Consider the following 26163-nt stretch of genomic DNA (forward strand, 5'->3'; position numbering starts at 1 on the left):
CCCTCCACCGGCATGGGCTAGGGCAGGGCAGTGCCTCGGTCGGGCAGGGCCCAGACGTCGGCCAGGGACGGGTCGGCGAAGTCGGGATCGGAACGGCTCTGCAGACGGACCCGGACCATGCCGGCGGTGACGAACCGGTCCGGCACGTGCAGCCGGTACGCGGCGGTGCCGGCCTGCCGGATGGGCCGCACGTTGAGCCGGGTCGCGACCAGCCGGCCGTCGACGAAGATCCGATAGCTCTTCTGCTGCGGGTTGCCGTCGTAGGTTTCCAGGCCCTGGAGCACGAAGCCCTTCCCGGCCGTGACGGCGAGGTCGAACTCGTACCAGGCGTCGGGCACCCGGTATCCGCCGTAGCGGCGGGTCAGCCCGGCCTCGACATTCGTGCCGCTGGTCGGCGACGCGGTCAGCCGGTGGGCGTTCTCGGACGCGGGGTCGCCGAGATCGACGTGGTCCGTCGCCCCGGCCGGCGGCGTCGGGAACGACCAGTCCAGGGTGGTGGTCGCGCCGTCCACGGGTTGGCCGGCCACGACGAACGTCGCGCTCACCGGCACCTGCCCGTCGGGTTCGAAGCCGCCGGGAAAGAGCCGTGCCACACCGGTTGCCGAGCCGCCGGGCGGCACCGTGACGCGGCCGGCGCTCCTGGCCGTCCAGCCCTCGGGGCCGGCCGCGGTCACCACGCCGGTGACCGGCCGGGCGCCATGGTTGACCACGGTCAGCCGGACGTTCGCGCGGTCGCCGGCCATCTTCGCGGTGACGTGCCGGGCCGAGATGGTGGCCGGGCGCAGGGTCACCGGCACCGTCACCGAGGGCACCAGGGTCACCGGGCCGTACAGACCCGAGTCGTACGCCTGCCGGTTCTTCTCGTTGCCCTGGGTGTTGGTGACCCGGACCGCGATCGTGTTGGCGCCCTCGTGGAGCAGGTCACCGACGTCGAGCCGGTACGGCGCCCAGATCCGGTCGGCCACGTGGACGCCGTTGACGGTGACCTCGGCGACGTCGGCGACGCGGCCCAGGTCGAGGGTCCAGCCGGTGCCGGGCGGCCGGCCGGCGCCGAGGGTGACCCGGGTCGTGTAGGTGGCGCTGCCGGAGTAGTGCGGGGCCACGTCGGTCCAGCCCTGGAGCGGCCGGGTGACCGGCGCGGTCCCGTTCCCCAGGGCCATCGTCCAGTCGCCGTCGACCGGGACGACGTCCGGTACGACCACAGGCGCGCTCGTCCCCATCAGCGGCCGGTGGGCGCGGTCCTCGCCCCGGATCAGGGTGACGCCGGAGCGTTCGGTGCGGACCTGGGCGGTGAGGACGCCGCCGGCCACGCTGGTCGAGGTCACCCGGGCCGGTCCGACGACCTTGGTCACGTGCGGTCCCGGCGTGCCGCTCAGCGTGACGCCGAGCGGCGCCCGCGGGTCGAGCGTCATCGGCACCACGGTGCTGTTGCCGGTCGTGCGGTACGTGGTCGCCTCGGTGACGGCACCGGTCTCGGGGTCCCAGACGGCCGGCACGCCGGTGGCCGGGAAGGTGACGTCGACCGTGACGGGGGCGCCGCCCTCATTGAGCAGCAGGTAGCCGTCGGTGCCCGCCTCGGCGAACCGCAGCGCGCGGATACCGGTGTTCGGCGTCGACAGCGTGACGGCGGCCTGGCCGAGACCCGACGCGGCCGGGCCGGCCTGGGCGGGCCCGGCGACCGTGACGACCCGGCGGCCGCCGAGCTCGCGGATCTGCGCCATCAGCGCGCCCAGCTGGGCGTCGCGCCCGTCGACCTCCATCGCCGGCGCGGGTCCGGCGAAGACCACCTCACCACCCGAGGCGACGAACTTCCGCAGCGTCCTGGCCGCCTCGAGCGACAGGTACGCCGCCTTCGGCACGACGACGGTCGTGTACGTCATCCGTCCGACGCGGAGCGTGCCGCCGGCCACCGATGCCGGGGTCAGCACCTGCGGGTCGCCGGTGAGGGCGCCCTCGTCGAGCAGGTCGAAGTCGACCTGGGAGTCCTCGAGCGAGTTCATCGTGGCGATCCAGTCCTGGTCGGGCCCGAACCCGGCCGCGGAGCGCTGCATCGCCTCGTTGGAGCGCTGCGTCTGCAGCAGCGCGGTCGGTGCGGCGGTGCGGTGCCGGCCGAACTCCATCAGCCGGCCGGTCCAGGTGTTCACCTGGCCCATCCACGGCCACCAGGTGTTCTCCCTCATGAAGACCGGCGGGTACGGGATGCCGTCGATCCCGTCGTACGTCGTGTGGTACAGCGCCTTGTTGATCCCCCGCAGCGCCGAGATGGCGGCGCCCTCGCGCAGGTCGTCGAGCGACCTCTCCCAGCCGGTCGCGCCCATCAGCTCGTCGTACACCAGGGGCTTGCCCATCTGGTGGGCGACGCTGGCCGCGGTGCGCGGCAGGAAGCGGGCAGCGCCGTTCCCGACATCGTTGAAGATCAGATCGGTGCCCGGGATCTGCGCCCACTGATGCGCCGTCAGGAGGTTGCCCGAGTGCCGCAGCTCCTCGAGCGGACCGTGCTCGTCCCACAGCGGGTTGGAGATGATGGCGATGCCGTGGGCCTTGGTCCACTCGTACTTCGGCTTCCAGTAGGTGGCGACCCACTGGTCGGACGCCGCCCGGTAGAAGCGGCCCTTGGCCGAGGCCCCGGCTCGTCCCATGTCGTTGAACACCGACACCATCGCCCGGGCGACGGTCGTGCCGCCGTGCTCGACCCGGTCGGCGAGGGTCGGCGTCCACGGCACGGCGTTCTCGTCCGGCCGGTCACTCAGCGACGGCTCGTCGTCGGCGAAGCCCAGCAGCACCGTGCCGAAGGCCCAGCCGAACCGCTCGTGGTACTCGTCCATGATGATCTTGTCATAGAGCGCCATCGCCTCGGCGTCGAGCGTGTCGGCGTAGTTGTCGCCACGGAAGCGGTAGGTGAACGCTTCGACGCGCCAGTCGCCTGCGGGGGCGTCCCAGGTGCCGTCGTCGCTGAGGTTGCCGGTGACGTCGACGACCCGGTCGAGGTCGGTCGAGCCGGGGCCGGTCGCGGGGCGGGCGGTGACGGCGATGACGTTCTCGAGCGGCCGGACGGCGACGTCGAAGTCACCGACCGACGCCGGGTCGGTGAAGTCGTTGCGGTAGAGCGGCGATCCGCCGGGGACCCGGGTCACCGCCAGGTCGTCGAGGCGCCACTTCTGCGGTCCGTCGACGCGCATGCCGACCCCGCCGGTCGCGAACGCCGGGTCGGTGACCGGCGCGACCTCCATCCCGTCGAGGGTCGCGGAGAGCTGGTTGCCGACAGTCCGGATGCTGATCGTGTGCCGGCCGTCGGGATTCCAGCCGGGGGGTGTGGCCGAGCCCAGCCTCAGCTGCGAGAAGCTGCCGTCGACCTGCTTCCAGAAGTCGACGATGCCGGCCTTGCGGACGTCGACGAGATAGCCGTTGCGCCGATCAGGTGACCGCACCATGAACCCGGCCGTGCCTGATTCGATGGTGAAGTTCGCCTCGACGGTGTAGTCGGACCAGGTGGCGCCGTCCCGCAGCAGCGTGATGCCCGGGTAGACGGCGGCGTCGGCGACGAGCTCGCCGCCCACGTGCTGGATGCTCCCCCCGAACAGGCCGGCGAGGCCAACCCGGTGGCCGCCGGGCACGACGACGTTGCCGGCCCGGACGGCGGTCTTGACGCCGAGGTCCGGTCGCGGCAGGTACGTCTTGCCGCCGACGGTGCCGCCGTTGACGATCAGTCCCCCGGCCGCGCCGCTCGGGAACTGCGAGTCGTTGTCGAGCCAGACCTTCATGCCGAGGTCCCGGGACTTCTCCAGGACGTGTTCGACCCGCGCGAACCAGGCCGGGCTGAAGAACGGCTCGGCGTCCATCCGGAAGATGACGGTCTCGGTGAACCCGGCGTCGTGCATGTCCTGGAGCGTCCGGTCGACCTGCGCCTCAGTCTGCACCCGGTTCCAGAACCAGAGCACCGCGGGCTTCTGGGCGGTCGGCTTGGCGAAGGCGCCCACATCGAACCCCGGGATGTCGATGTCCGGCTGAGCGGCCAGCCGGGTCGCCGCGTCAACCGCCAGGGTCGCGGTCGCCGCGCCGACGGCCGGGGACGCGGTCGCCGGCACGGTGGCTCCAGTGACGGCGAGGAGTAGAGCGACGACGAGTGTGGTACCGCGGCGCAAGCGCATGGCCGAATCCGATCAGGAGGGTGACTCGGGGCTGTAACGTTTCATCGCAAGCGATCAGAGGAGACCGCGTTTGGCGGCCCAGGCGACCGCCGTGATCACCGCTGGGACGTCCAAGGCGTCGCAGATCGCCCGGGTCCGCCGGCGGAGCGTCCGTTCCGACATCCCCAACCGGCGGGCCACCGTGCCCACCGGCAGGCCTTGCGCCAGCAGGGCGAGGACGGCCACGTCGTCGTCGTCGAGGAGGCGGGGACGTTCGGCCGTGGTCGACATCCTGCCCCCTCACGAACCGCCTCGGGATCGACGTGAATCGTTTCATGGGAACGTAGCTGGACGTTTCCGCCGTGTCAACAACTCGTCACGGGGTCAGTTCCGCGACCCGGCTCCAGAGGTTCTGCGAACCGTTCACGACGACCCGGACCTGGGTGGTGGTCACCGGGGCGCGAAACGGGATCCAGCGGTTCGTGGCCGTGTTCCCGGTGATCGTCGCCTGGGTCGTCCACGTCGCACCGTCCCAGGTCTGCACATCGAAGGCGGTCAGGACGCCGTCGCGGTGCGAGACCAGGCCCACCCCGGTCAGGGGCACGGCCGTCGCCGCGGTGATTGTCAGGGTGTCCGGGTACTGGTTCTCGGTGTTGTCGTTCCAGAAGGTCGCCGGGTCGGCGTCGAGCGCGTTCCGGGGCTCGTAGGTACGGGTGGCGCCGTCGACCATGTTGGGTTCGTGGAAGCTGGAGGCCGCCGCGGTGGTGCCGGCCGGCCAGGCGCCGAAGACGGTGACGTTGATCGTGGCGGTGGCCCGGGTGCCGTCGGGCGCCCGGGCGGTGACGGTCACCGGGTAGGCGCCGCCCGGCGTCCCGGCCGGGACCGTGAGGCGCAGCGAGGCCAGCGTGGCCGTGGTGGACGGTCGCAGCGGGACGGCCGCCGGGACGGGCTCGGCCGTCCAGCCGGCCGGGACCTCGGCCGAGAGGCGCGCGTTGCCGCCGCCGGTCGAGCTGCCCTCGACCAGGACCGAGACGTCGCCGCGGTGACCGGCCGTGATCGGGGACGGATCGTCGCCGGCCGAGGTCACGGTCAGTGCCGTCACCGGGGTGCCCGGCGCCGTCACCGTGAAGGTGTAGTCGCCGGAGCCCGCGGTCATCGTCAGGACCTTGCCGGCCGCTCCGCCGACGGTCAGGCCCGGGACGGTGCCGGCCGGGCGTCCGGCCCGCCAGATCACCCGGTCGCCCTCGCGTACCGTCGAGTTCGGGCCGCCGAGCAGCGGCAGTTCGATCGTCGCGGTGCTGCCGACCGGGACGACCGCGTGGTAGGTCAGCGTGCTGCCCGACCGGCGCCAGGAACTGACCACCTTTCCGCGGACCGTGTCCTGCGAGCCGTTCACCCGGGTCAGGTCGCCGACCACGCTGGGCGCGAGGGTGAGCGTGCGCCAGCCGGCCGACTCGCGGCGGATCCCGGCCAGCTGCTCGTAGTACCACTGGCCGATCGAGCCGGCCAGGCCGATGTGGTCCTTGGACGAGGTGCCGTCCGCCGCCGACGAGTTGGTCCACTTCTCCCAGATGGTGCCGGGGCCGTTGGCCAGCATGTAGCCGAAGCTCGGGAAGTCGGTGCGCTGCGAGATGGCCAGGGCGATGTCGTTGCGGTCGTACTTGCCCAGCGCCTGGTAGACGAAGGTGGTGCCGACGAAGCCGGTGGTGACGTGGTTGCCGTGCGCGACGATGTCCTGCACCAGCTCGCGCAGCACCGCCTGCTCGTGGCCGGCCGGGACGATGCCGATGGCCAGCGGCATCGCGTACGCGAGCTGGGTGCCCGGACCGTACGTGTCGTTGGCGGGATCGAAGAACTCGGCGGTGAAGCCCGCGGTGATCTCCCCGGCCAGCCGGCGGTAGTTCGCCGCGTCGTCGGCGTGGCCCAGAACCGTGGCCATGTCGGCCAGCCGGCGGCTGTCGAGCAGGTAGAACAGCGTCTGGAAGTAGACGTGCGGGGTGCTCACGGTCGACAGCCAGTCGTCACCCCACGAGCCCGGCGCGTTGCGCACGATGTGCCGGCTGTCGCTGATCGTGGCCAGGTAGTCGACCCAGCGCTTGACGCTGTCGTAGTTGTCGCGCAGCACCGTCGGGTCGCCGTACTGCTGGTAGCTGTCCCAGACGATCTGCGGGTACGCCGTGGCCCAGGCCGGGTCGGTGAAGAAGCGGTCGCCCTCACCCTGGTCCGGCGAGACGGACGGGATGCTGCCGTTGCTGTTGGCGCTGGTCCGGATGTCGGCCAGCCATTTGGCGTACAGGGATTGCATGTCGAGGTTGGCCATCGCCTCGGCCTCGGTGTCGCCGGCGTCGCCGAGCCAGCCGCGTTTCTCCCGGGTGGGGCAGTCCAGCGGCATGCCCTGCAGGTTGTTGAGCTGGGTCCGGACCAGCGCGTCCTGAATCCGGTTGAGCAGCGAGTCGGAGGTGCTGAACGTCCCGGCCGGCGCGACGTCGGTGTGGATCACCGCCGCGGTGACGGTGAGGCCGGTGCCGGCGGGCAGCCCGGTCACCTCGGCGTAGCGGAAGCCCGCGTAGTTGAGGCGGGGCATCCAGGTCTGCTCGCCCGAGCCGTCGAAGATGTACCGGTCCTGCTGACGAGGCGGCTCGCCGTCGTTGAAGCTGATGTTCGACGTGGTCACCCGCCCGGCGCTGTCCAGCAGCTCACCCTTGGTGATGACGGCCGTGGTGCCGGCCGGCGCCGACGCCCGCAGGGTCACCTGGCCCGTGTAGTTCTGGCCGAAGTCGTAGACCTGGACACCGGCCGCCGGGGTGGTGACCCGGACCGGCTCCAGCGTGGAGACGATCCGGGTGGGCGGGCTGACGTCGGCCTCGAGCCGGGTCAGCCCGAAGGTGAGCGCCGGGTTCGCGCCGTAGAGGCTCAGCTCGGCCAGGCGGAAGGTGCAGGACGTGTCGCGGCAGGGCAACTTGGTGGCGGTGACGCGGGCGTACCGGCCCTGGCCGTCGACCGGGATCGACACCGGCGTGACGCCCGGGTTGGGCTGGTCGGCGGCGGTGCGGTCGACCAGGGTACGCGCGTTCGTGAAGTCGGCGTCGTCGTTGATCTGCACCGCGTACCGGACCGGGAAGCCGGCGCCGGGGAAGTCCCCGGCCGGATCGTTGGTGGGCCGGGCCGGGAACAGGGTGAGGCTCTTGACCGCCTGGCTCGTGCCCAGGTCGACCTGGACCCACTTGGCGCTGTCGGCGGAGGCGGCGGTGGCCGAGTGATAGCCCTGGCTGCCGTCGACCGACCGGTCGATGCCGTCCACCAGCGCGGCCCGCGACCAGCCGCAGCAGGCGGTCTCGTCGGCGGCGGTGACCGGCCGGCCCTGGGCCAGGCTCGCCGGCTTGGCCACCGGGGCGTACTCGGCGACGGCGGCCCAGCCGGACGCGTCGAACGACGGGGTGTCCCAGCCGGCGATCTGCTTGCGGGCGTCCCAGGTCTCGCCGTAGTAGAAGTCGGCGCGGACGACCGGGCCGGCCGCGCTGCGCCAGGAGCCGTCGGTGCCGATCACCGCCCGGGAACCGTCGGCGTAGGTCAGCGAGAGCTGGGCCAGGAAGGTCGGCGGGGCGTTGAACTGGCCCTGGCTCGCCATCACGCCGAGCGCGTTTGAACCGCGCCGGATCTGGCCGGTGACGTCGAAGGAGCGGTAGAGGACCCGCTTGGCGTAGTCGGTGACGGACGAGTCGAGCAGCCGCTCGGGCGCGACCACAGCGCCGTTGAGGTGCGGCTCGGCCAGGCCCTGGGCGGCGAGGTAGAGCCGGGCCCGGGCAACCGTCTTGGTGACGTCGAAAGTGCGGCGGGCCAGCGCGCCGTCGGGGACCCGCAGCCAGGAGGCCGACCAGTCCCCCACCGCCATCGGCCCGACGTCGAAGCGCTGCTGCCGTGACCACGGCGAGGCCTGTCCCCGCCGGTTCCAGGTGCGCACCGACCAGGAGTAGGTGTGGTCGGCGAGCAGCGCCGGTCCGGCGTACGCGACGCCGGTCGAGGCGTCCGAGGCGACGCGGCCGGAATCCCAGACCAGGCCGTGGTCGGAAACCTTGATCTGGTACGCGCTCTGCGCCTCGCCGCGCCGGGAGTCCCGGGGCGCCCAGGACAGGGCCGGATGCGGCGAGCCGACCAGGGCGTCGGCCGCCTGCCCGGCCACCTTCAGGGCGTTCGGGGCGGCAGCGGTGCTGGCCGGCGCCGCGGCGGCCGGTGTCGCGCCCGCTAGGACGGTGAGCAAGGCGAGAGCGGCGATGACCGGACGTCTCACGGGGTTACCTCGGCAATCCGGCTGAAGGCGCCGTTCTGGGATTGGGAAGCGGTGACGACCACGCGTACCTGGCTGGTCGAGACCGGGTCGAAGGGGATCCAGCGGTACAGGGCGCTGTTGCCGGTCACCGTGGCCCGGGTCGTCCAGGTGGCGCCGTCCCAGGTCTGCACGGTGAAGTCGGTCGGCACGCCGTCGACCAGCGAGGCGAAGCCGACGCCGTCGAGCCGCACCGGCTGCGGGGCGGTGACGGTGAGCGTGTCGGGATAGCCGCCGGACGTGTCGTCGTTCCAGAAGGTGGCCAGGGTGGCGTCGACCGCGTTGCCCGGCTCGTACGTGCGGGTCTGGCCGTTGTGCACGTTCGGCGCGTGGAAGCTGGACGCGGTCGCGGTGGTGCCGGCCGGCCAGGCGCCGAACACGAGCAGCGGCACGGTGGTGCTCGCGGTCGTCCCGGCGCCGGTCGCGGTGATGGTGGCTGACGCCGTACCCCCATGGGTGCCGGCCGGCGGCCGGACACCGACCTGGACCACCGTGCTGCCCGGGCCGTTGCGGGTGTCGATGGCGAACGGGGCCGGGGTGATGGTCCAGCCCTCGGGAGCGTTCGCGGTCACCGTGCCGCTGACCACGCGGTCGCCGGTGGCGCTGACGGTGACCGGGACGGACAGCTGCTGCCCGGCGATCACCGGGGTGGTCCCGGCCGAGGTCACCGCGACCGCCAGCGTCTCGGGGACGTTGCCGATCGCCGTGCTGACGACGCTCGCCCGCCTCGGGGTGCCGGTGAGCACGACGTACCCGTTCTCGAGCCGCGCGCCGAAGGCGTGCCCCGTCCGGCCGTCCCAGGCCAGCCGCCCGTTGACGGTGACGTTGGTGCGGGCCCCGAACGTCGGGACGTCGACCCGGGTGACGGCCCCGGCGGGCGCGTCGACCTCGGCGGTGAACGTCCGGGCCGGCTTGTCGTGCCGCCAGGCCAGCGCGATGTCCCCGAACGGCGTCCGCAGCGAGCCCTCGGTGCTCTTCAGGTCGCCGGGCTCGGGATGGATCACATACCCGCCGTCCACGGTGGTCGGGCGGATGCCGAGAACGTAGAAGGTCAGCGCCGAGGTCGGCCCGGTGGCCCAGCCGTGCGCCGCGCTCATGTACGCCCCGCCGTAGCCGAACTGCCCGTTGGCCAGGTAGCCCTCCCAGAAGGTGCTGCCGGTGCCGAGCGGCGAGTTGAGCATGTAGCCCCACTCGCGGCGGATCAGCTCCAAGGCCCGGGTGGCGTCCCCGGCGACCAGGTGGGCCTGCACCTCCAGCGAGCCCGGGAAGGTGGAGATCTGGCCGCCGTTCTCCGGGGTCGTGGCGCCGAAGGTGTTCCAGTTGGTGGTGAGCGCGGCGCTGACCCGCGCGGCCCGGTCGGCGGGCGCGAGGCCGTACCAGACGGCCAGAGCGTTGCCGTCCTGCGGGTGCAGGTCGCTGTCCGGGTTGTCGCGGTACCGGCCGGCGGCCTCGTCCCACAGGACGTCGTTCACCGCGGCCTTCAGCCGGGCCGCGGTGGTGGTCCAGGTGGCGGCGAGGGCGGTGTCCCCGCGTACGGTCGCCAGCTCGGCCCCGGTCACCAGGGTCTGATGGAGCAAGGAGTTGGCCGCGATGTTCTTGCCGCCCTGGTTGCCACGCGCCCAGTCGGCGGTGCCGCGCACGGTGAGCAGGCCGTCCGCGCCGACCTGGGCCAGGATGTAGTCGACCGCGCGCCGGTAGCCGGACCACTCGGTGTCGAGCCAAGGCCGGTCGTGGGTGTACTGGTAGTAGGTGGCCGTGCCGATCAGCGACCACAGGTGGTAGGTGTCGGAGCCGTAGAAGTTGACCTGCGGCCCGGCGTACGGCAACTGGCCCGCCGCGGTCTGGTGGTCGTAGAGGGTGGTCAGCGCGTTGCGGGTCGGCACCAAGTCGCCCAGTGAGGCGAAGGCGGTGGGCACGGAGACGCCGAGGTCGCCGGGCCACACCGTGCGGTCACGCTTGGCCCCGTCGACCAGGATCTCGCTGCCCGCGCCGACCGTGGCGCTGTTGTCCCAGCCGGTGGCCGGCGGCCCCCAGACCCGGCCGGTGTCCGGCGCGATCGTGTTGGTCTGCACGGTGTACGCCCCGGCGTACCAGATCTTGTTGAGCAGTGGATCGCTGGAGTGGAAGTGGTTGGCGTAGTCGCGCAGGTCGGTCATGGACGGCGTGAACGAGATCTCCAGCGACACCCGGTTGAGATGGATCGAGCCGGCCGACTCCGCGAACAGCGTCAGATACCGGAAGCCGCCGCGCAGTGACGCCCGCGGCATCGTCCAGGTGCCACCCGGCGTGACCTCGGTGTGCAGGGACAGGTCGGCGCCGCTGCCGCCGTTGCTGGCGTCGCTGGTGGTGCCCACGTACTGCGACGACTCGGTGAAGGCGAGGCCGAGCCGTTGACCCGGGTCACCGCCGGTGCCGAAGCGCAGGGTGACGAGCCCGCCGACCTCCCGGCCGAAGTCGTAGGTGATCGAGGAGCCGGCGCCGGTGAGCACGGCCGCGCCGGGACGCGGCTGGAGCACGGTCCCGGTGGTCCGGAACACCTGCTTCGGGGTGACCGTACGGCTCGCCGGGGCGAAGTTGTTGTGCTCCCACGGGCGGTCCGGATCCGCGGCGGCGGCCGGCGCGGGCGCCACCGCCGCGACCAGGAGCGAGGTAACGGCCAGCAGGGCGCGCCGGGTCGGCGATGCCGGTGGACGGCGTGCCCAGGAACGGCGTGAAGTCCAGCGACACCCCATCGATCTTGACCTTGCCGTACGGCTGGGTCAGCGGCGCGTCGGCGGCCAGCGCGTCCAGGCTGATCTTCAGGTAGCGGAAGCCGTGCAGGCCGTCGGCGCAGACCTTGGTCCCCTCGGCGCAACCGTGCGTGTCCGTCCAGGCGTACGGCTCGGTCTTCACCGCGACCTGGTCGGTGCCCGGCGTGATCCGGTCGCCGTTGTACGACCGGGTGAAGTCGGAGACGTCGGTTAGGTACTGCTTCGTCTCCGAGAAGGCCAGCCGCAGCCCCGGGTTCCCGGCCGAGGCGCCGGCCAGCCGCAGCACCGGGTAGCCGGCGACGACCTGGCCGAAGTCCACGGTGACGCTGGGTACGGGCTCGTCGGCGACCATCCCCGGGTAGACCTCGTTGACCCGGGTGAAGTCGCCCTTCCCGGACGACTGGACCCCGGTGACGGTGATCCGCACCTGGGTGGTCGGCACCGGCGCGGTGAACGGCACCCGCACCTGGATGGCGGTGTTGCCGGCGACCGTCGCGGCGGGCTGCCAGGCGCTGCCGCTCCACGTCTCGACGGTGAAGTCCTTGATCACCCCGTCGGGGTTCGACAGCAGCGTGATGCCCGGCAACGCCACCGCCGCCGGCGTGGTGATGGTCAGGACGTCCGGGAACGCGGCGATCGTGTCGTCGTTCCAGAACGTGTCGGTGACGCCGTCGATCGCGTTGCCGGGCTCGTACGTACGCGGCTGCCCGTCGTTGCCGTTGTTGGGCGCGTGGAACGAGGACGCGGTCGCGGTGGCGCCGGCGGCCCAGGCCGGACGGAGCGCCGGCTGCGGGCGGGACAGGGTCGTCACCCCCTTGCCGAGCAGGCCGTGCGGGTTGGTCACGGCGCCGGTCGTGTCGACGATCCGGACCGGCTTGACGGCGCGTGAGGACGGCGCGACCACGTAGCGCGCCCAGGACGGGCCGGAGCCGGCCACGGCAGGGTGGCCGTGGCGGCCAGGAGGGTGGCGACGATCGCGCCGATGGCGGTGGCGCTGCGGATCCGCATTTCCTGAACCTAGGAGCGCGCTTTCCCAGTTGCAACGTTTCACAGTGGCCGATCCCGGCCATCCGCGATCGGCGGTCACCAGGTCAGCTCAGCCGGCAGGAGTCCGGAGCCGCGGTGAGGTTGTACTCGCCGTACCAGCCGGTGCCGACCACCCGGCCGGTGCCGCTGCCGGTGTCCTGTGCCGTGCCAAAACTCGCCGCTTGGCCTGTGACCTGCGGCTCGTTTGATCAGCGTCGTCGCCGTACCGGTGCGTCGAGCGCGACGACGGGCTGGATCGTGATTCGGCGGGTGCCGGTCGAGGCTCTGGTGTGGACGGTGGGCGTTGAAGTGAGTCTCGTACTCGGCAAAGACGCTGCGAGCGTGCCGCTCGTTGTAAATCAGCACCCGGCCGGTGCACTCAGCGCGGGCGCTACGGACGAACCGTTCCGCATAGCAGTTGACCCGCGGCGTCCGCGGTGGAGTCTTGACAACCTCCACGCCTTCGGCGGCGAATACCTCGCCAAAAGCGCCGGTGAACTTCGCGTCTCGATCGCGGATCAGCAAACCGGAAGGACGCAGTTCCCTCACCCAAAATCCATGACCAGGTTGCGGGCCTGCTGGGTGGTCCACTCGGCCATCGGGTGGGCGGTGACGCCGAGGATGTGGACCCGACCAGCGGCGATCTCCATCACGACCAGCACGTACAACCGGCGCAGGGCGATGGCGTCGATATGGAAGAAGTCGGTCGCGAGCAGCCCGCAGGCCTGCGCTCGCAGGAAGGGTCCGCCACCTGGTGTCGGCCTCGCGGGGCGCCGGGCCGATCCTGGCGGCGGTGAGGATCCGGCGGATGGTGCCGGCGCCGACCCGCAGGCCGAGCCCGACGAGTTCTCCTAGCCCGCGGCGGTGCCCCCAGCCGGGATTCTCGCGGGCCAGCCGCAGGACCAGGTCGCGTATCTCGTCGCTGATCCGCGGACGTCCGGGCCGGTTGGGGTAGGTCCAGTGCCGGCTGACATGCGCGAGCAGGTTCAGCAGGTTGACGCCGTAGATGGCCAGGCTGATGAGCCGGAAGGCGGCCGCGCGGCGCGCATCCTGTGCTACCTCGACACGACCGTGTACCGCCCGGAATGCCGGCCGCCACTCGGTATCCCAGGCCGACCAGTTCGCCCTGGATCCGGCGATGGCCCCAGCGCGGATTCTCCTTCGCCAGGCGCAACACCAGCACCCGGATTGCCGCCCGCACCGGCGGACGGCCCAGCCGGCGCCGCGGATAAGTCCATTTCCCAGCGATCAGGTTGCGGTGCCAGCGCAGCAGGGTGGCTGGGGTGATCATGAACGTGGTCCACCGCGGTCGGGGCAAGAACCGGGACAGGGCCGAGAGCACCGCCCGGTCGGAAGGCTCCAGGTCCAGGCGTTTGAGCTGGCGGCGCAGCACCACGACCTGGTGGCGAAGGACCAGGATCTCGATCTCCTTCGCCCGATCGCTCCGCAGGCCCAACACGATCAACTGCAGCACCTGACGCAGGACCAGGTATCCGAACGACACGAGCATGCCGGCCAGCCTGCCGTCCATCGAACAACCGGCGACGTACAGCCGCAGGTCACCCTCGAAACCCCTATTTTCGAGCGGTACAGGGTGTCGCGGGCCTGCTGATCCTGATCGTCTCGGCCGTGGCGCGCCGACGGCGCCGCCGCAAATGGGGTTGGTTACCGGCCAAGGTCCAATCGGGAATTCGACCGACTGTGCACTGGCGACGATCAGTTACAGTGCGACAACTGTCGATGATTTGTCGGCACGGACAATCGATGACCTCGGGGGATGTCATATGAGTCAGTCGATGCCGAACTGGGCGCCGCCACCGCCAGCCCCGCGCAAGACCGCCGACCGCCTGGCGGTCGCCGTGGCCAACGCCTCCTTGCTTAGCATCGGCTACATGATGCTGCGGCGCGGCGGCTTCGCCTCCATCACGCTGCTGATCACTTTCGGGCTGCTCATGTTCGCCGTGCCGGGCTTCCACACCACGACGATCGAGATCATCGTGGTGTGCTGGTGGCTGCTGATGATCGTGCACGGTTACTGGCTGGCCGGTGGACCCGTCGACACCCGCACCAAGATCAGGCAACGGGTGGTAGGGGTCTGTTTCGCTCTGCCCGTGCTGCTCGGCCTGGGCCTGCTGCGCGCCGACGCCGGCGAGATCGGGCAGACCGTTACGGACGCACGCAACAGCGGCGACTGCACGTACGCGATGGAGAGTCTCGACAAGGTCTGGTTCGGCCTGCGCATCGCCGACGCGCCCCTGGCCGTGCGCGGCGACGCGACGGTGCAGGCGTGCCGGCAGTTGCGGGAGGCGGGGGCCGACCTCACCACAGCGTTGACAGGCAGCCCGACCGAGCTCAACCGTGGTTTCGCCAGGCTCGGCACCGTGCTGGCCGAGCGGCCGGGCCACGAGAAGATGGTCGACACCACGCTCGACGGGTTCCTCGCCGCGCTACCGGGCCCGTCGGCGTGCGGCACGACGAAGATCACCGAGTGGCTGGGCAAGCGGCCGGCGAGCAACAACACCCTGGACCGATCGGCGGAGGTCGTGCCCCGGCTGGAGCCCGCGGCGCTCACCGGATGCGCCGACTCCCACCTCGGCGGCAAGCGCTGGCAGGAGGCGCGCTCGACCTACCAGCAGCTGCTGAAGAAATACCCAGACGATCCGGGCAAGGCCAAGGCGCAGGCCGGCATCCTCAAGGCCGACATCGCCATCGAGCTGGACGAGGTGCGCAAGCGGCTGCAGGGCAGCACCGGGGAGCAGCCCGAATACTGCCGCAACCCGGCGAAGTACCGGCTGGCCAAGCCGGTCAGCAAAGGCACCAACAAGGCGCTGTTCTACGGCAACAGCAGCCAGGTCGGCAAGCTGCCGAACACGTGGAAGGTCACCGATGTCACCAAGGCCGTGCTGGTCGTCTGCGTCGGCCCCGACACCAGCGGGGCGGCCACCCGCACCTGCTCCTACCGCGGCCTGTCCGGCGGGGGCCGCCGCTATCCGGTGACCTTCCACAAGACCGCGGTGCGGGTGAGGGCATACGAGATCCGCACCGGGCGGCTGGTGTCGAACCGGACGCTGCAGTTCGGCAGTGGCGGCTGTCCTTCCTCGATCACGTATCGCACGACGCTGGGCGCCGACCTGGGGCCGCCGCGGCACATGGACGCCAAGGTCACTAACAGCGACGTCCGTATCCAGTTCCAGAAGGTCATCGTGCGCTGACGGGGCCGCCGGTCGCGGGCAGGCGGCTGATCAGCGACAGCGAATGCGGGCCGCCGGTCGGGCGGATTTCCTCCCGGAAGATCTGCTCCGAGTGACACAGGCGGCCGCTGACCGACAGCAGGTGCGCGCGCAGCACGACCAGGTCGCGGATCCCGTCGGCGATCATCCACGCGGTGGCGGCCTTGAATGCCGGCACGGTGGCGGAGAACCGCTCTCCGGACAGCCGGTCGATCGCGAGCATCTCCCCAGAGCTTGTACCGCTCGGAAATGCGGTTCGGGCTACGCTGCCTGCGAGTATTCGCTGATCAGTCCGTTGAGGATCGTCCTGCGACGGAACCGCGCCGAGGCGAGATCGGCGAAGGCCGGCCCGGTGTCCGTGGCGTTGGGCGGGCGTTGCTCGCGGCCCTGGTGGGCCGGTGCTCGTTATAGTGCACGACGAACTCACCCAGGACAGCCAGCAGATGCCTCCGGTACGGGTTCGCCCGCGGCGCTCGCGGTGGACTGCGCAGGACCTCGATGCCTTCGCCGGTGAACACCTCGTCGAACATGGTGGTGTACTTGGTGTCCCGGTCGCGGATCAGGAACTGGAACTGCCCGGCCCGCTCCCCCAGGTCCAGCATCAAGTTGCGGGCCTGCTGAGCGACCCAGGCCCCGTCCGGGTGGGCGGTCACGCCGAGGATGTGCACGCGGCGGGTGGCGATCTCCATCAGGAACAGTACGTAGATGCGGGTCAACCCGATCGTGTCGACGTACAGGAGATCGCAGGCCAGCATCCCGTTGGCCTGTGCTCTCAGGATCTGCGTCCAGGGGCTTCAATGGCCGGCATAACCCGGCGCAACGCCAAGCTCGCGACAACGCGGTGTGGAGGATTTACGGCGTGCGCCAGGGTAGATCGCTCAATGCAACAGTGCCTCGTGCCTCATCCCCTTGGGCAGGCAGCCGTCGCCCGTTATTCAACTGGCGTGCGCTCATCTTTGTCCGGTTCCCGCCGAACAGGAGAAATATAGCTTGTCTAGCGATGGGCAGGGCATGGCCGGAAGCATGAACGAGCGGGCCTCCCGCATACGCCGGACGGCTCAAACCGCCGCACTGGTGGTGGGCCTGTCGGTGCTGGTGTTCAGCGTGGTCACCAGTGTGCTCGGTGACCAGGATCGGCAAATCAGGGCTCAGGACGGCAAGCTCAGTGTGACCCTTGGCCAGCAGGCCGACGCGCTGGAAAGCCACTTCCAACAGGCCCGCATGATTGATCTGCTGCTCGCACAGAATCCGGTCTTCACCGACTTCTACGAAGCGCCCGGCACGTATCAGCAGAAGATCGACGCGGGTGGTCCGCTGGTGCAGCGGGTCAACGATGCGCTGGCATCTATCGAGCTGCTGTTCCCCGGACGGATCGGGGAGGCGTGTTTCATAGACAGCAGCGGTGCGGAGGTCGCCCGCGTGGTCGACGGGGTCGCCGCGGCCCCGGCGGACCTGTCACCAGATGAGGACAAGAACCCGTTCTTCGCCCCCACCCTTGCGCTCGGACCAGGCCGCGTCTATCAGGCCAAGAAGTACGAGTCGCCGGACACCCACAACGACGTCATCTCCAACTCGACCGTGATAACCGCGGCCGGGCACCGCGCCCTGGTGCATTTCGAGATCGCCCTCGACAGTTTCCGGATGCCACAGACCAGCGCCGGACTCGTAGCCTCAATTGTCGACGCCGACTCGCGGCGGGTGCTGGTCGACAGCCGCACTCCCGGAACTCCGGGAGCCGACCAGGAACTCGTCGACGTCACGACCGGGGCCCGGGCCAGCGGGATCACGACGGTCGGATCCCGCCGGGTGGCGTTCCGCCGGCTGGCCCCGACGGTGAACAACGCCAACTCCTGGAACGTCGCGGTGTCCGCGCCCGCCGTCACCGCCGGATGGGCGCGCGGGTTCAGCGTCGGTTCCCTGGCTCTACTCGCCATTGCCCTCTTGACGATCATCGCCGCCGGGCTCGGCGGCTGGAACCAGCTGCGCGCGACCCGCCACGCCCACCTGCACGACGCGCTGACCGGGCTGCCCAATCGGCTCCTGCTCCGCCAGCGGCTGGAGACCGCGCTGCAGACCGGCCGGCCGGCTGCGGTACTGATGATCGATCTGGAACGGTTCAGCGAGGTCAACGACCAGCTCGGCCACCACCACGGTGACCTGCTGCTGCGGCTGGTCGCCGACCGGCTGACTGCCGCCGTCCCCGCGGGCGCCACCGTCGCGCGGCTGGGCGGAGACGACTTCGTCGTCCTGCTGCCCGACACCGACCAGCCCACCGCTGAAGCGACCGCCACGAGCCTGCTCGCGGCATTGCACCGTACGTTTGAGGTCGAGGACGCTGGTCTCGACGTCGAGGCGCACATCGGGCTGGCCTTCGCGCCGGAGCACAGCGCCGATCCCGATCTAATGCTGCGCTATGCGGACAGCGCGATGCACACCGCGCAGCAGCACCACGACGGCACGCAGATCTACGACCCGGTTGTCGACCAGCACACCCCAAACCGGCTGGCGCTGCTCGGTGACCTGCGCCGCGCCCTGGAAACGGACGACCAGATCGCCGTGCACTACCAGCCCAAGGTCGGCCTGAAGAACGGCGAGCCGGTCGGCGTCGAGGCCCTCGTACGCTGGGAGAATCCGCGGCTCGGCCGGGTAGCCCCCGACCAGTTCATCCCGCTCGCCGAGACCACCACCCTCATCCACTCCCTGACCGACCGGGTCCTCGGCATCGCCGTACGCCAGGCCAAGCAGTGGCACGACGACGGCCTGCACATACCGGTCGCGGTGAACCTGTCCACCCGCTGCCTGCACGATCTGACCCTGCCCGGCCGCGTCTTCGACCTCCTCGACCAAACCGGGCTGGAGCCATCGCTGCTCGAACTCGAAATCACCGAGAGCATGGTCATGGCCGACCCGCAGCGCGCCCTCACCGTGCTCGACGCCCTGCACGCCGGCGGGATCAAACTGTCCGTCGACGACTTCGGCACCGGCCACTCCTCGATGGCCTACCTGCAGCGGCTACCCCTCGACGAACTGAAGATCGACCGCTCCTTCATCCAGCAGATGACCGCCGGCACAGGCGGCGCCGTCCTGGTGCGCACAGCCATCGGCCTCGGCCACAGCCTCGGCCTGTCGGTGGTGGCCGAAGGCATCGAGGATGCGGCCACCGCCGCGGACCTCCGCGCGCTCGGCTGCGACATCGCCCAGGGTTACCACTTCGCCAGACCCATGCCCGCCGAGGAACTGCGCGCCTGGCTACACGAACGCGACCCCGCAGCCAACGAGCTCACCACCCGATAGCCACATCGGCCGGCCGGCCCCACGTACGGTGAATCGTCTGGTGGCATATCGCCAGCAGACCGCCGGCCTGGCGCGCAAGAACTGGCTCCAGGTCGGACCGGCGGCCGGTCGGCCGGCTGGACCGCCTCGCGGGACTGCCGGCCGGCGAACGTGAGGCTCGCACATGACCAGCACGACCCTCTATTGTGTCCAGCGCCGACGACGCGGCGCGGAGAAAGCGATGGACGGTTGCCGCGGACTCGGCCCGCGTGCCTGATACCGGAACTCGTCCCACTGGCGGGTGACAATGCCGGCGAGCCCTCGACATTCGTTCGGCCACTGATCAATAGTCGACCATCAGACAGACATGGCTGACTGGTGATCCTGCTGGCCTAGCGTTTTACACGTCGCACCGGCAACGGCCCCTGGAGGGCATGTGCCAGCATCCGCAGCACTCCCAGCGGCCGACTCCGAGAAGTCGTTCCTTCCCACGATCAACCTGCCGACCGGCGGCGGCGCGCTCCGGAACATCGGCGAGACCTTCACCGTCAATCCGGCCCGCGGCACCGCCACGCTCACCATTCCGCTGGCGATCAGCGCGGGCCGCGACGGCGTGACGCCACCGCTTTCCCTCACCTACGACTCGGGCGGGGGCAATTCGCCGTTCGGGCTGGGCGTCCAGCTCAGCCTGCCGAGCATCACCCGCCGCACCCGCAAGGGGCTTCCCCGCTACACTGACGCCGACGTGTACGTCCTCTCCGGCGTCGAGGATCTCGTCCCGGTGCCGTCCCCGGCGACCCCGCATGTCGTGGCCGGCATCAACTGCATGGTCCAGCGGTTCCGCCCCCGCGTCGAGCGGGGTTTCAGCCGGATCGAGCGCTGCCGGCCGGCCGCCGGTGGCGCCGACTTCTGGCGGGTCACCTCGGCGGACAACGTGACTTCTCTGTTCGGGCACACCGCGCAAGCGCGAGTCAGCGCACCGGGAGAAGACGAGAAGGTCTTCGAATGGCTGCTCGAGTCGGTCGCCGACGATCGCGGCAACGTCACCGCCTACGACTACAAACGCGAGGACCTGGCCGGTGTCGGTCCGGGCGCGATCGCCGAGCGCCACCGCCTCGACGGTCCGCCGCCGGTGGGCCGCTATCTCAAGTCGGTCCGCTACGGCAACCGGACGCCGGGCTCGGCGGCGGACGCCGCGTTCCTGGTGGTGTTCGACTACGGCGAGCACGATCAAGACCCTTCGGCGGCACGGCCCTGGCCGGTTCGAGCCGATCCGTACTCGACATATAGGCCCACATTCGAGGTGCGTTGCCGGCGGCTGTGCCGTCGCGTGCTGATGTTCCATGACTTCCCGGCCGAGTTCGCCGACGGCCCGAACCCGCGCCTGGTGCGCGCGACCGAGTTCACCTACGACGAGAGCCCGGCGGCGACCACGCTCAGGGCGGTCACCCAGGTCGGCTTCGACCATGTCGACGGCGCCTACCAGCGCGGTGCGATGCCGCCGGTGGAATTCACGTACACGACGGCCGCACCGGACAGTACGGTTCGCGACGTCGAGCGTGAGCCGGTCGCCGACGCCAACGGCGTGTGGTGGGTCGATCTCGACGGCGATGGTCTGCCCGGCGTGCTGTCGCGTACCCCTGGGTCATGGTTCTATCAGCGCAACGCCGGCGCCGGCCGGCTGGAACCGGCGGCCGTGGTCGACGCGGTCCCGGCCATCTCGGCAGGCGAGCGCCTGCACCTCTCGGACGTCGACGGCAGTGGCCGACTGTCGCTGGTCCGCATGGGTCCGGGCACCTCGGGTCACGCCGCCCGGACCGACGAGGGGTGGGCGCCGATGCGGCCGTTCGCCAGCCAGGCGGTGGTCGACTTCGGCGACCCGGGTCTGCGCCGGATCGACCTCGACGGCGATGGGCTGGCCGACCTGATGTGCGGTGCCGGCGACGGCATCCGATGGCACCCGAGCCTCGGCGCGGGCGGCTTCGGCAAGGCTCTGCGGACGCCGGGCGGCGGTTCCGACGACGAGGACGGTCCGCGCCTCGCCCACGTCGACGAGCTGCGCGCGATCTTCCTGGCCGACATGAGTGGCGACGGCCTGGTCGATGTGGTGCGGATCCGCAACGGCGAGGTGTGTTACTGGCCGAATCTCGGGTACGGCCGGTTCGGTGCGAAGGTCACCATGGCCGGCTCGCCGGCCTTCGACTTTCCGGACCGGTTCGATCCGGGCCGGGTCAGGCTCGGTGACTTCGACGGTACCGGGCCGACCGACCTGCTCTACCTGGGTCGCGACGGCGTAGTCGGGTGGACGAACCGGTCCGGCAACAGCTTCGGCGCACCGGTGCCGGTCGGGCCGTTCCCGTCGGTCCACTCGCTGGCGCAGGTCGACGTCATCGACCTCCTCGGCACCGGCACCGCGTGTCTGGTGTGGACGTCGCCGCTCGCGACCGGAGTCCACACTCGCTATCTGGATCTGAGCCGGGGCACCGGCGTCGGCGCCGGAAGGGCCGGGTGGAAGCCGCATCTGCTGGCCGGCGTCGTGAACAACATGGGCGCGTCGACCAGCATCGAGTACGCGCCGTCGACCCGGTTCTCGATCCGGGATCGGCTCACCGGCAGTCCATGGGTCACCTGGCTGCCGTTCCCGGTCCACGTCGTCGCGTCGGTGACGACCGGCGACGGCGTGACCGGGGACTCGCTGCGCACGTCGTACGCGTACCGGCACGGTCACTTCGACGGTGTCGAGCGCGAGTTCCGGGGCTTCGGGATGGTGGAGACCACCGACACCGACGCCGCACCGGGTGGCCCGCTCGATCTGCCACCGGTGCGCACCCGGAGCTGGTTCCACCTGGGCACCTCGATCAGCCCGCTCACCGACGTCTTCGCCGGTGATCCGCTGGCGGCGCCGGTCCGGCCCGACGAGATCGACCCGGCGGCCGGCCCCGATGCGTGGCGGCAGTCGATGCGCGCGCTCGCCGGCAGCCCGCTGCGCGTCGAGCTCTACGCGGACGACGGTGTCAGCGCGCACCCGTACTCGGTCGAGCATCACCGCTACCACGTCCGTCAGATCCAGCCGGCGGACCCGAATCCGTACGCGGTCGTCTTCACCTACCCGGCGGAGACGGTGACCTACCACTACGAGCGGGTGCCGGCCGATCCCCGCATCGCGCGTCGGGTCACCCTCGCCGTCGACCCGTACGGCGTGGTCACCGACAGCCTCACCATCGGCCTTCCCCGACGCGCGGGTGGTCTGCCGGAACAGCGACAAGCGATGGTCACGTGGACTCGCCAGGACGTCGTACACACCGACACCGACACGGTGCTGCGGCTCGGTGTCGCCATCGGCAGGCGCGTCTACCAGGTCACCGATCCGGCCGTCGCCGACCTGCTGACCGCGGCGCCGGGCGACATCGTGACGGGCCTGACCGACGTTCCGTACGAGACCTCGCCGACCCCAGGCACGCCCAGCCGCCGCCTGGTCGACGCCGCCCGCACCGTGTACTGGGCCGACGAGTTGAACGCGCCGCTGCCGACCGGCCAGGTCGGCATCAGGGCGCTGCCACACCACACGCTTCGCCTGGCGTTCACGCCCGGCCTGCTGTCCGATGTGTACGGAGCAAGGGTCGACGCGGCAACACTCACCGCTGCCGGATACGTGAACGACGGCGGTGACTGGTGGGCGCCCACGGAGATCCACGGCTTCGACGCCGCCCACTTCTACTCACCGTCCTGGGTCCGGACGCCGTTCGGCAACACGTCCAGGGTCACCCGCGACGCGCACCACCTGTTCGTGATCAAGTCCTCGGCCTCCGACCGGCCCGGGCTGACCGGCCTGGTCAGCCACGCCGTCTTCGACTACCGGATCGGGGCGCCGAAGCAGGTCACCGACCCGAACGGCAACGGCGCAAAGGTCGCCTTCAATCCGCTCGGCCTGGTCGTCAAGGCCTGGTCGTTCGGCAACAAAGCGGGTGAGGGCGACCCGGATCCGTTACCGGGCAGCGTTTTCAGCTACGGCACCGATGCCTGGACGACCAGCGGCACGCCGACCTGGGCGCACGGCGAAATCCGGGAACGGCACGGCGACCCGGCGAGCCCATGGCAGCGGATGCGAACGCACTCGGACGGGTTCGGCCGGATCGCGATGACGAAGACACAGGCCGAGCCGGGTCTGGCGTGGACGTCCGACGGCGCGGGCGGTCTTGTGCTGGCCGACACCGGCGCGGCGAACCGGTGGATCGGCACCGGCCGGACCGTCTACAACAACAAGTCGCTGCCGATCGAGCAGTACGACGCCTACTTCTCCGCGACACCCGACTTCGAACGCGCGGACGCACTCGTGAAGCACAACGCCCCGGTCCTCATGCGCTACGACCCGCTGGGCCGGCTGATTCGCACCGACCTGCCGGACGGCACGCTCAGCCGGGTCGAGTTCTCCCCGTGGCACCACCTCACGTTCGACGCCAACGACAACACCAAGGACAGCACCTGGTACGCCGAACGCCAGGCCGTCGGCACCGCGCCGGAACAGGTCCGGGCCGCGGCGCTCGCGTCGGCACACGACAACACGCCGACCCGGTCCGACGCGGACACACTCGGCCGGATCGCCCGCACCACCGTCGACAACGGTTCGGGAGCGCACTTCACCACCGGGGTCGAGCGGGACATCGAAGGGCGGACGCTCGCGACCGTCGACGCGCGTGGGGTGACCGCCATGACTCACCGCTTCGACCTGATCGGTCGCACCCTGGCCGCGACCAGCGTCGACACCGGCACCCGGACCACGCTGCCCGACTGCCTGAGCGAAACGCTGCTCATGTGGACGGCGCGCGGACACGAGATCACCCACCGATACGACGCGCTGCGCCGGCCGATCGGCGTGCAGGTACGCGAGCCGGGCGCGCCCACCGCGAAAACGCTCGAGCTGACCATCTACGGCGAAGCGCACCCGAACGCGGCCGCCCAGAACATGATGGGCAGGCCCTGTCGGCACTACGACGAGGCCGGCCTGATCGCCTTCGACACCTACGACTTCCACGGCAACAGCACGTCGACCACCAGAACTCTGGCGATCGACGCGGACTGGAGCGCGCTGAGCGGTGTGCCCTTCGCCCAGCTCGACGCGGCCGGCGCCGCACACCTCGATCCCGGCGCCGTCTTCACCACCCTGAGCGGATACGACGCGCTGAACAGGCAGATCAGCCAGACCCGACCGGACGGTGACGTCATGACGACCGGCTACAACGCGGCCGGGCTCGTGGAGACGGTCAGTGCCGGCGGGCAGCCGTACATCGCCGGGGTCGACTACGACGCCCAGCGCCGCAGGGCAAAGGTCAGCTATGGCAACGGTGTCGAGTCGACGTACGAATACGACGAGCGATCACACCGGCTCATCCGGCTCACGTCGGCGAAGAACGGCACGAAGGTCCAGGATCTCGGCTACGTCTACGACCCGGTCGGCAACGTCGTCGAGGTCACCGACGGCGCGCAACAGGACACGTTCTTCGCCGGTGGACTGGCCCGGCCGGTCACCCGATACGTCTACGAACCCACCTACCGGCTGTCGAGCGCGACCGGGCGGGAACACGCCAGTCTGGGATCGCCGCCGGACACCGCCGAGCCGGCGTATGCCGGCCTGCCGCATCCGAACGACCCGAGCGCGGTGCGCACCTTCACCGAGACCTACGCGTACGACGAGGTCGGCAACATCCTCTCGATGAAACACACGGCGGGAGCGGCGGGCTCGTGGAACCGGATCTACGACTACACGCCCGGAACCAGTCAGCTGCACCGGCACACCGGCGCCGGCGGCGCGTGGCTGCCGGATTGCGGGTACGACGCCGACGGCAACGCCACGTCGATGCCCTACCTGCCCGGCGTCACGTGGGACTTCGCCAACCGGATCATCGCCATGAACCTCGGCGGCGGCGGGACGGTCGATTACACATACGACAAGACCGGGCAGCGCGTCCGTCGCGTGTGGACACATGGCGCCGTCACCGACGAGTACGTCTACATCGGCGGGTACGAACGCTACCGCCGGTACCGCAACGGCGCGGTCGAACTCGAGCGGCACACCACGCACGTCGTCGACGGCATGACCCGGATCGCGATGGTGGAGACGCTGACGGTCGACACCCACAACCCCGGCTCGGACCGGACTTCTCGGGCCCGGTTCCAGTTGAACAACCAGGTCGGCTCGGCGGTCATCGAGTGCGACCAGGCCGGCGCCGTCATCTCCTACGAGGAGTACCACCCGTTCGGGACCACATCGCTGTGGCTCGCGCGTGGTCAGAGCACGGCGAGCCGAAAGCGGTATCGCTACACCGGCAAGGAGAAGGACGCCGAGAGCGGCCTCTACTATCACGGAGCCCGCTACTACGCGCCCTGGCTGGGTCGCTGGTTCAGCCCCGACCCGGTGCCCCGCCCGAATCCGTACGTGTACTGCAGCGGCGACCCGATCGGCCGGGTCGACCCGGACGGACGCGACGACGTCAAGGTGATCTGGCTCGGCGGCCGCAAACCCGGCTACGGGCCGTTCGTCCGAGCCGAGCCGCAGCCGAAGCTGCCCATCGACGAGCACGGCAACCTCGACATGTCGGTGTTCCCGCCGAAGGCGGTGCACAACGCCGACGACATCAAGGCGATCCAGAGCACCAGCCCGGAACGGGTGCTGGGCCGGGCCACGCTGTCCCTGGTCACCGGGTTGCTGGGGGAAGGGACCGCGAGCGCGCCCACCTCCGCGGCGGTCGCCCGACGCGATGCTCTCGACACCGGGGTGAGCCCGGCCGAACAGGCGCTCAACATCGCGCTTTTCATGATCCCGGTCGAGAAGATCCTGGGGTACGTCGCGAAGGGTGCGCTCGGGGCCGCGCGGAGTGCGCTCGAATCGACGGCGAGCCGGGAATTCATGGCGTTCCTGAACGCGATCAAGACCGACTCGCGTGGCGCGCTGGCCATCCCGTTCACTGGTATGACTCCCCTCAAGCAGGGCACGGTCGCGGTCATCGCGGCGGTCAACAAGGGCCACGGCACCGTCATCCGGGACCTGTCCGCCGACGCGACACAGGCACTCGTGAACCGGTACGGCAAGGACGTGGTGGCGGACACCTTCAACAAGCACGGCATCATCGCCTCCTTCGAGGCGCTGCAACGCGTCACCGCGGGCTTCGAAGGCAAATATCAGGCGCACCACATCGTCGAGCAGAAGGTGCTCAAGGCGATCGGCCACGATCTGGCGATCTCACCCGCGGTGGTCCTGACCAAGGCGGAACACGATGTGGTCAGCGCCGCGCTGGCCAAGGCGCTGCCCGCGGACGAGATCGAACACATGACCAAGCAAGAGATCTACCAGGGCTACCTCAAGGCGTACAAGGGCCACCCGGAGTGGCTGGCCGAAGTGAAGCTCTATTTCGAACGATGAGAGTGACCACACGGAG

Annotated in this window: 13 protein-coding genes; 4 read left to right on the forward strand and 9 right to left on the reverse strand. The window is 70.5% G+C overall.

Annotation, left to right across the window (positions count from 1 at the left end; translation table 11 throughout):
• Window positions 1-17: 17 nt before the first annotated feature.
• From ACZ6TI_RS37000 to ACZ6TI_RS37030, 7 genes are all read right to left on the reverse strand, one after another.
• Window positions 18-4085, reverse strand: coding sequence for a glycosyl hydrolase (locus tag ACZ6TI_RS37000; protein ID WP_465349890.1), 4068 nt, complete (start codon window positions 4083-4085; stop codon window positions 18-20).
• Between the two features lie 117 nt (window positions 4086-4202).
• Window positions 4203-4418: a helix-turn-helix domain-containing protein gene (locus ACZ6TI_RS37005; RefSeq protein ID WP_364475130.1), complete on the reverse strand. Its 216-nt coding sequence runs from the start codon at window positions 4416-4418 to the stop codon at window positions 4203-4205.
• 85 nt (window positions 4419-4503) lie between these two features.
• Window positions 4504-8415, reverse strand: a complete 3912-nt coding sequence (locus tag ACZ6TI_RS37010; RefSeq protein WP_465349891.1) for a family 78 glycoside hydrolase catalytic domain — start codon at window positions 8413-8415, stop codon at window positions 4504-4506.
• Window positions 8412-10967: an alpha-L-rhamnosidase-related protein gene (locus ACZ6TI_RS37015; protein ID WP_465349892.1), complete on the reverse strand. Its 2556-nt coding sequence runs from the start codon at window positions 10965-10967 to the stop codon at window positions 8412-8414. Before ACZ6TI_RS37015 ends, ACZ6TI_RS37010 begins: the two co-directional genes overlap by 4 nt.
• Window positions 10852-12138: a discoidin domain-containing protein gene (locus ACZ6TI_RS37020; protein WP_465349893.1), complete on the reverse strand. Its 1287-nt coding sequence runs from the start codon at window positions 12136-12138 to the stop codon at window positions 10852-10854. The genes ACZ6TI_RS37015 and ACZ6TI_RS37020 overlap by 116 nt, the downstream gene beginning before the upstream one ends.
• Window positions 12139-12284: 146 nt before the next feature.
• Entirely contained in the window at window positions 12285-12776 is a 492-nt protein-coding gene (locus ACZ6TI_RS37025) for an integrase core domain-containing protein (protein ID WP_465349894.1), read from the reverse strand.
• The gene (locus tag ACZ6TI_RS37030; protein WP_465349895.1) at window positions 12773-12895 is read right to left on the reverse strand and encodes a hypothetical protein; all 123 of its coding nucleotides are present in this window, start codon (window positions 12893-12895) and stop codon (window positions 12773-12775) included. Before ACZ6TI_RS37030 ends, ACZ6TI_RS37025 begins: the two co-directional genes overlap by 4 nt.
• A gap of 734 nt (window positions 12896-13629) precedes the next feature.
• Here ACZ6TI_RS37030 and ACZ6TI_RS37035 point away from each other — a divergent pair.
• Together ACZ6TI_RS37035 and ACZ6TI_RS37040 are read left to right on the forward strand one after the other, a co-directional pair.
• Window positions 13630-13839, forward strand: a complete 210-nt coding sequence (locus tag ACZ6TI_RS37035) for a hypothetical protein (RefSeq protein WP_465349896.1) — start codon at window positions 13630-13632, stop codon at window positions 13837-13839.
• A 172-nt stretch (window positions 13840-14011) separates the two neighbouring features.
• The gene (locus ACZ6TI_RS37040; protein WP_465349897.1) at window positions 14012-15439 is read left to right on the forward strand and encodes a tetratricopeptide repeat protein; all 1428 of its coding nucleotides are present in this window, start codon (window positions 14012-14014) and stop codon (window positions 15437-15439) included.
• Here ACZ6TI_RS37040 and ACZ6TI_RS37045 read toward each other — a convergent pair.
• Window positions 15426-15680 (reverse strand): hypothetical protein, encoded by a 255-nt coding sequence (locus ACZ6TI_RS37045; protein ID WP_465349898.1) that lies wholly within the window; start codon window positions 15678-15680, stop codon window positions 15426-15428. The two genes, ACZ6TI_RS37040 and ACZ6TI_RS37045, sit on opposite strands and share 14 nt — an antisense overlap.
• Before the next feature lie 64 nt (window positions 15681-15744).
• Entirely contained in the window at window positions 15745-16212 is a 468-nt protein-coding gene (locus tag ACZ6TI_RS37050) for an integrase core domain-containing protein (RefSeq protein ID WP_465349899.1), read from the reverse strand.
• A gap of 154 nt (window positions 16213-16366) precedes the next feature.
• On the opposite strand from ACZ6TI_RS37050, the gene ACZ6TI_RS37055 reads away from it, so the two are divergent.
• Together ACZ6TI_RS37055 and ACZ6TI_RS37060 are read left to right on the forward strand one after the other, a co-directional pair.
• The gene (locus ACZ6TI_RS37055) at window positions 16367-18751 is read left to right on the forward strand and encodes a putative bifunctional diguanylate cyclase/phosphodiesterase (protein WP_465349900.1); all 2385 of its coding nucleotides are present in this window, start codon (window positions 16367-16369) and stop codon (window positions 18749-18751) included.
• Window positions 18752-19166: 415 nt separating this feature from the next.
• Window positions 19167-26147 carry a SpvB/TcaC N-terminal domain-containing protein gene (locus ACZ6TI_RS37060; protein WP_465349901.1) on the forward strand — a complete coding sequence of 2327 codons (6981 nt, stop codon included), beginning with the start codon at window positions 19167-19169 and terminating at the stop codon, window positions 26145-26147.
• Window positions 26148-26163 lie beyond the last annotated feature (16 nt).

The organism is Actinoplanes sp. NPDC051388 (assembly GCF_055586225.1).

What these genes read in the sequence shown, in the direction of transcription:
- ACZ6TI_RS37005 (WP_364475130.1), bottom strand. Translation starts at nt 4,418, where the DNA reads ATGTCGACCACGGCCGAACGTCCCCGCCTCCTCGACGACGACGACGTG.
- ACZ6TI_RS37040 (WP_465349897.1), top strand. Translation starts at nt 14,012, where the DNA reads ATGAGTCAGTCGATGCCGAACTGGGCGCCGCCACCGCCAGCCCCGCGC.
- ACZ6TI_RS37045 (WP_465349898.1), bottom strand. Translation starts at nt 15,680, where the DNA reads ATGCTCGCGATCGACCGGCTGTCCGGAGAGCGGTTCTCCGCCACCGTG.
- ACZ6TI_RS37050 (WP_465349899.1), bottom strand. Translation starts at nt 16,212, where the DNA reads ATGCTGGCCTGCGATCTCCTGTACGTCGACACGATCGGGTTGACCCGC.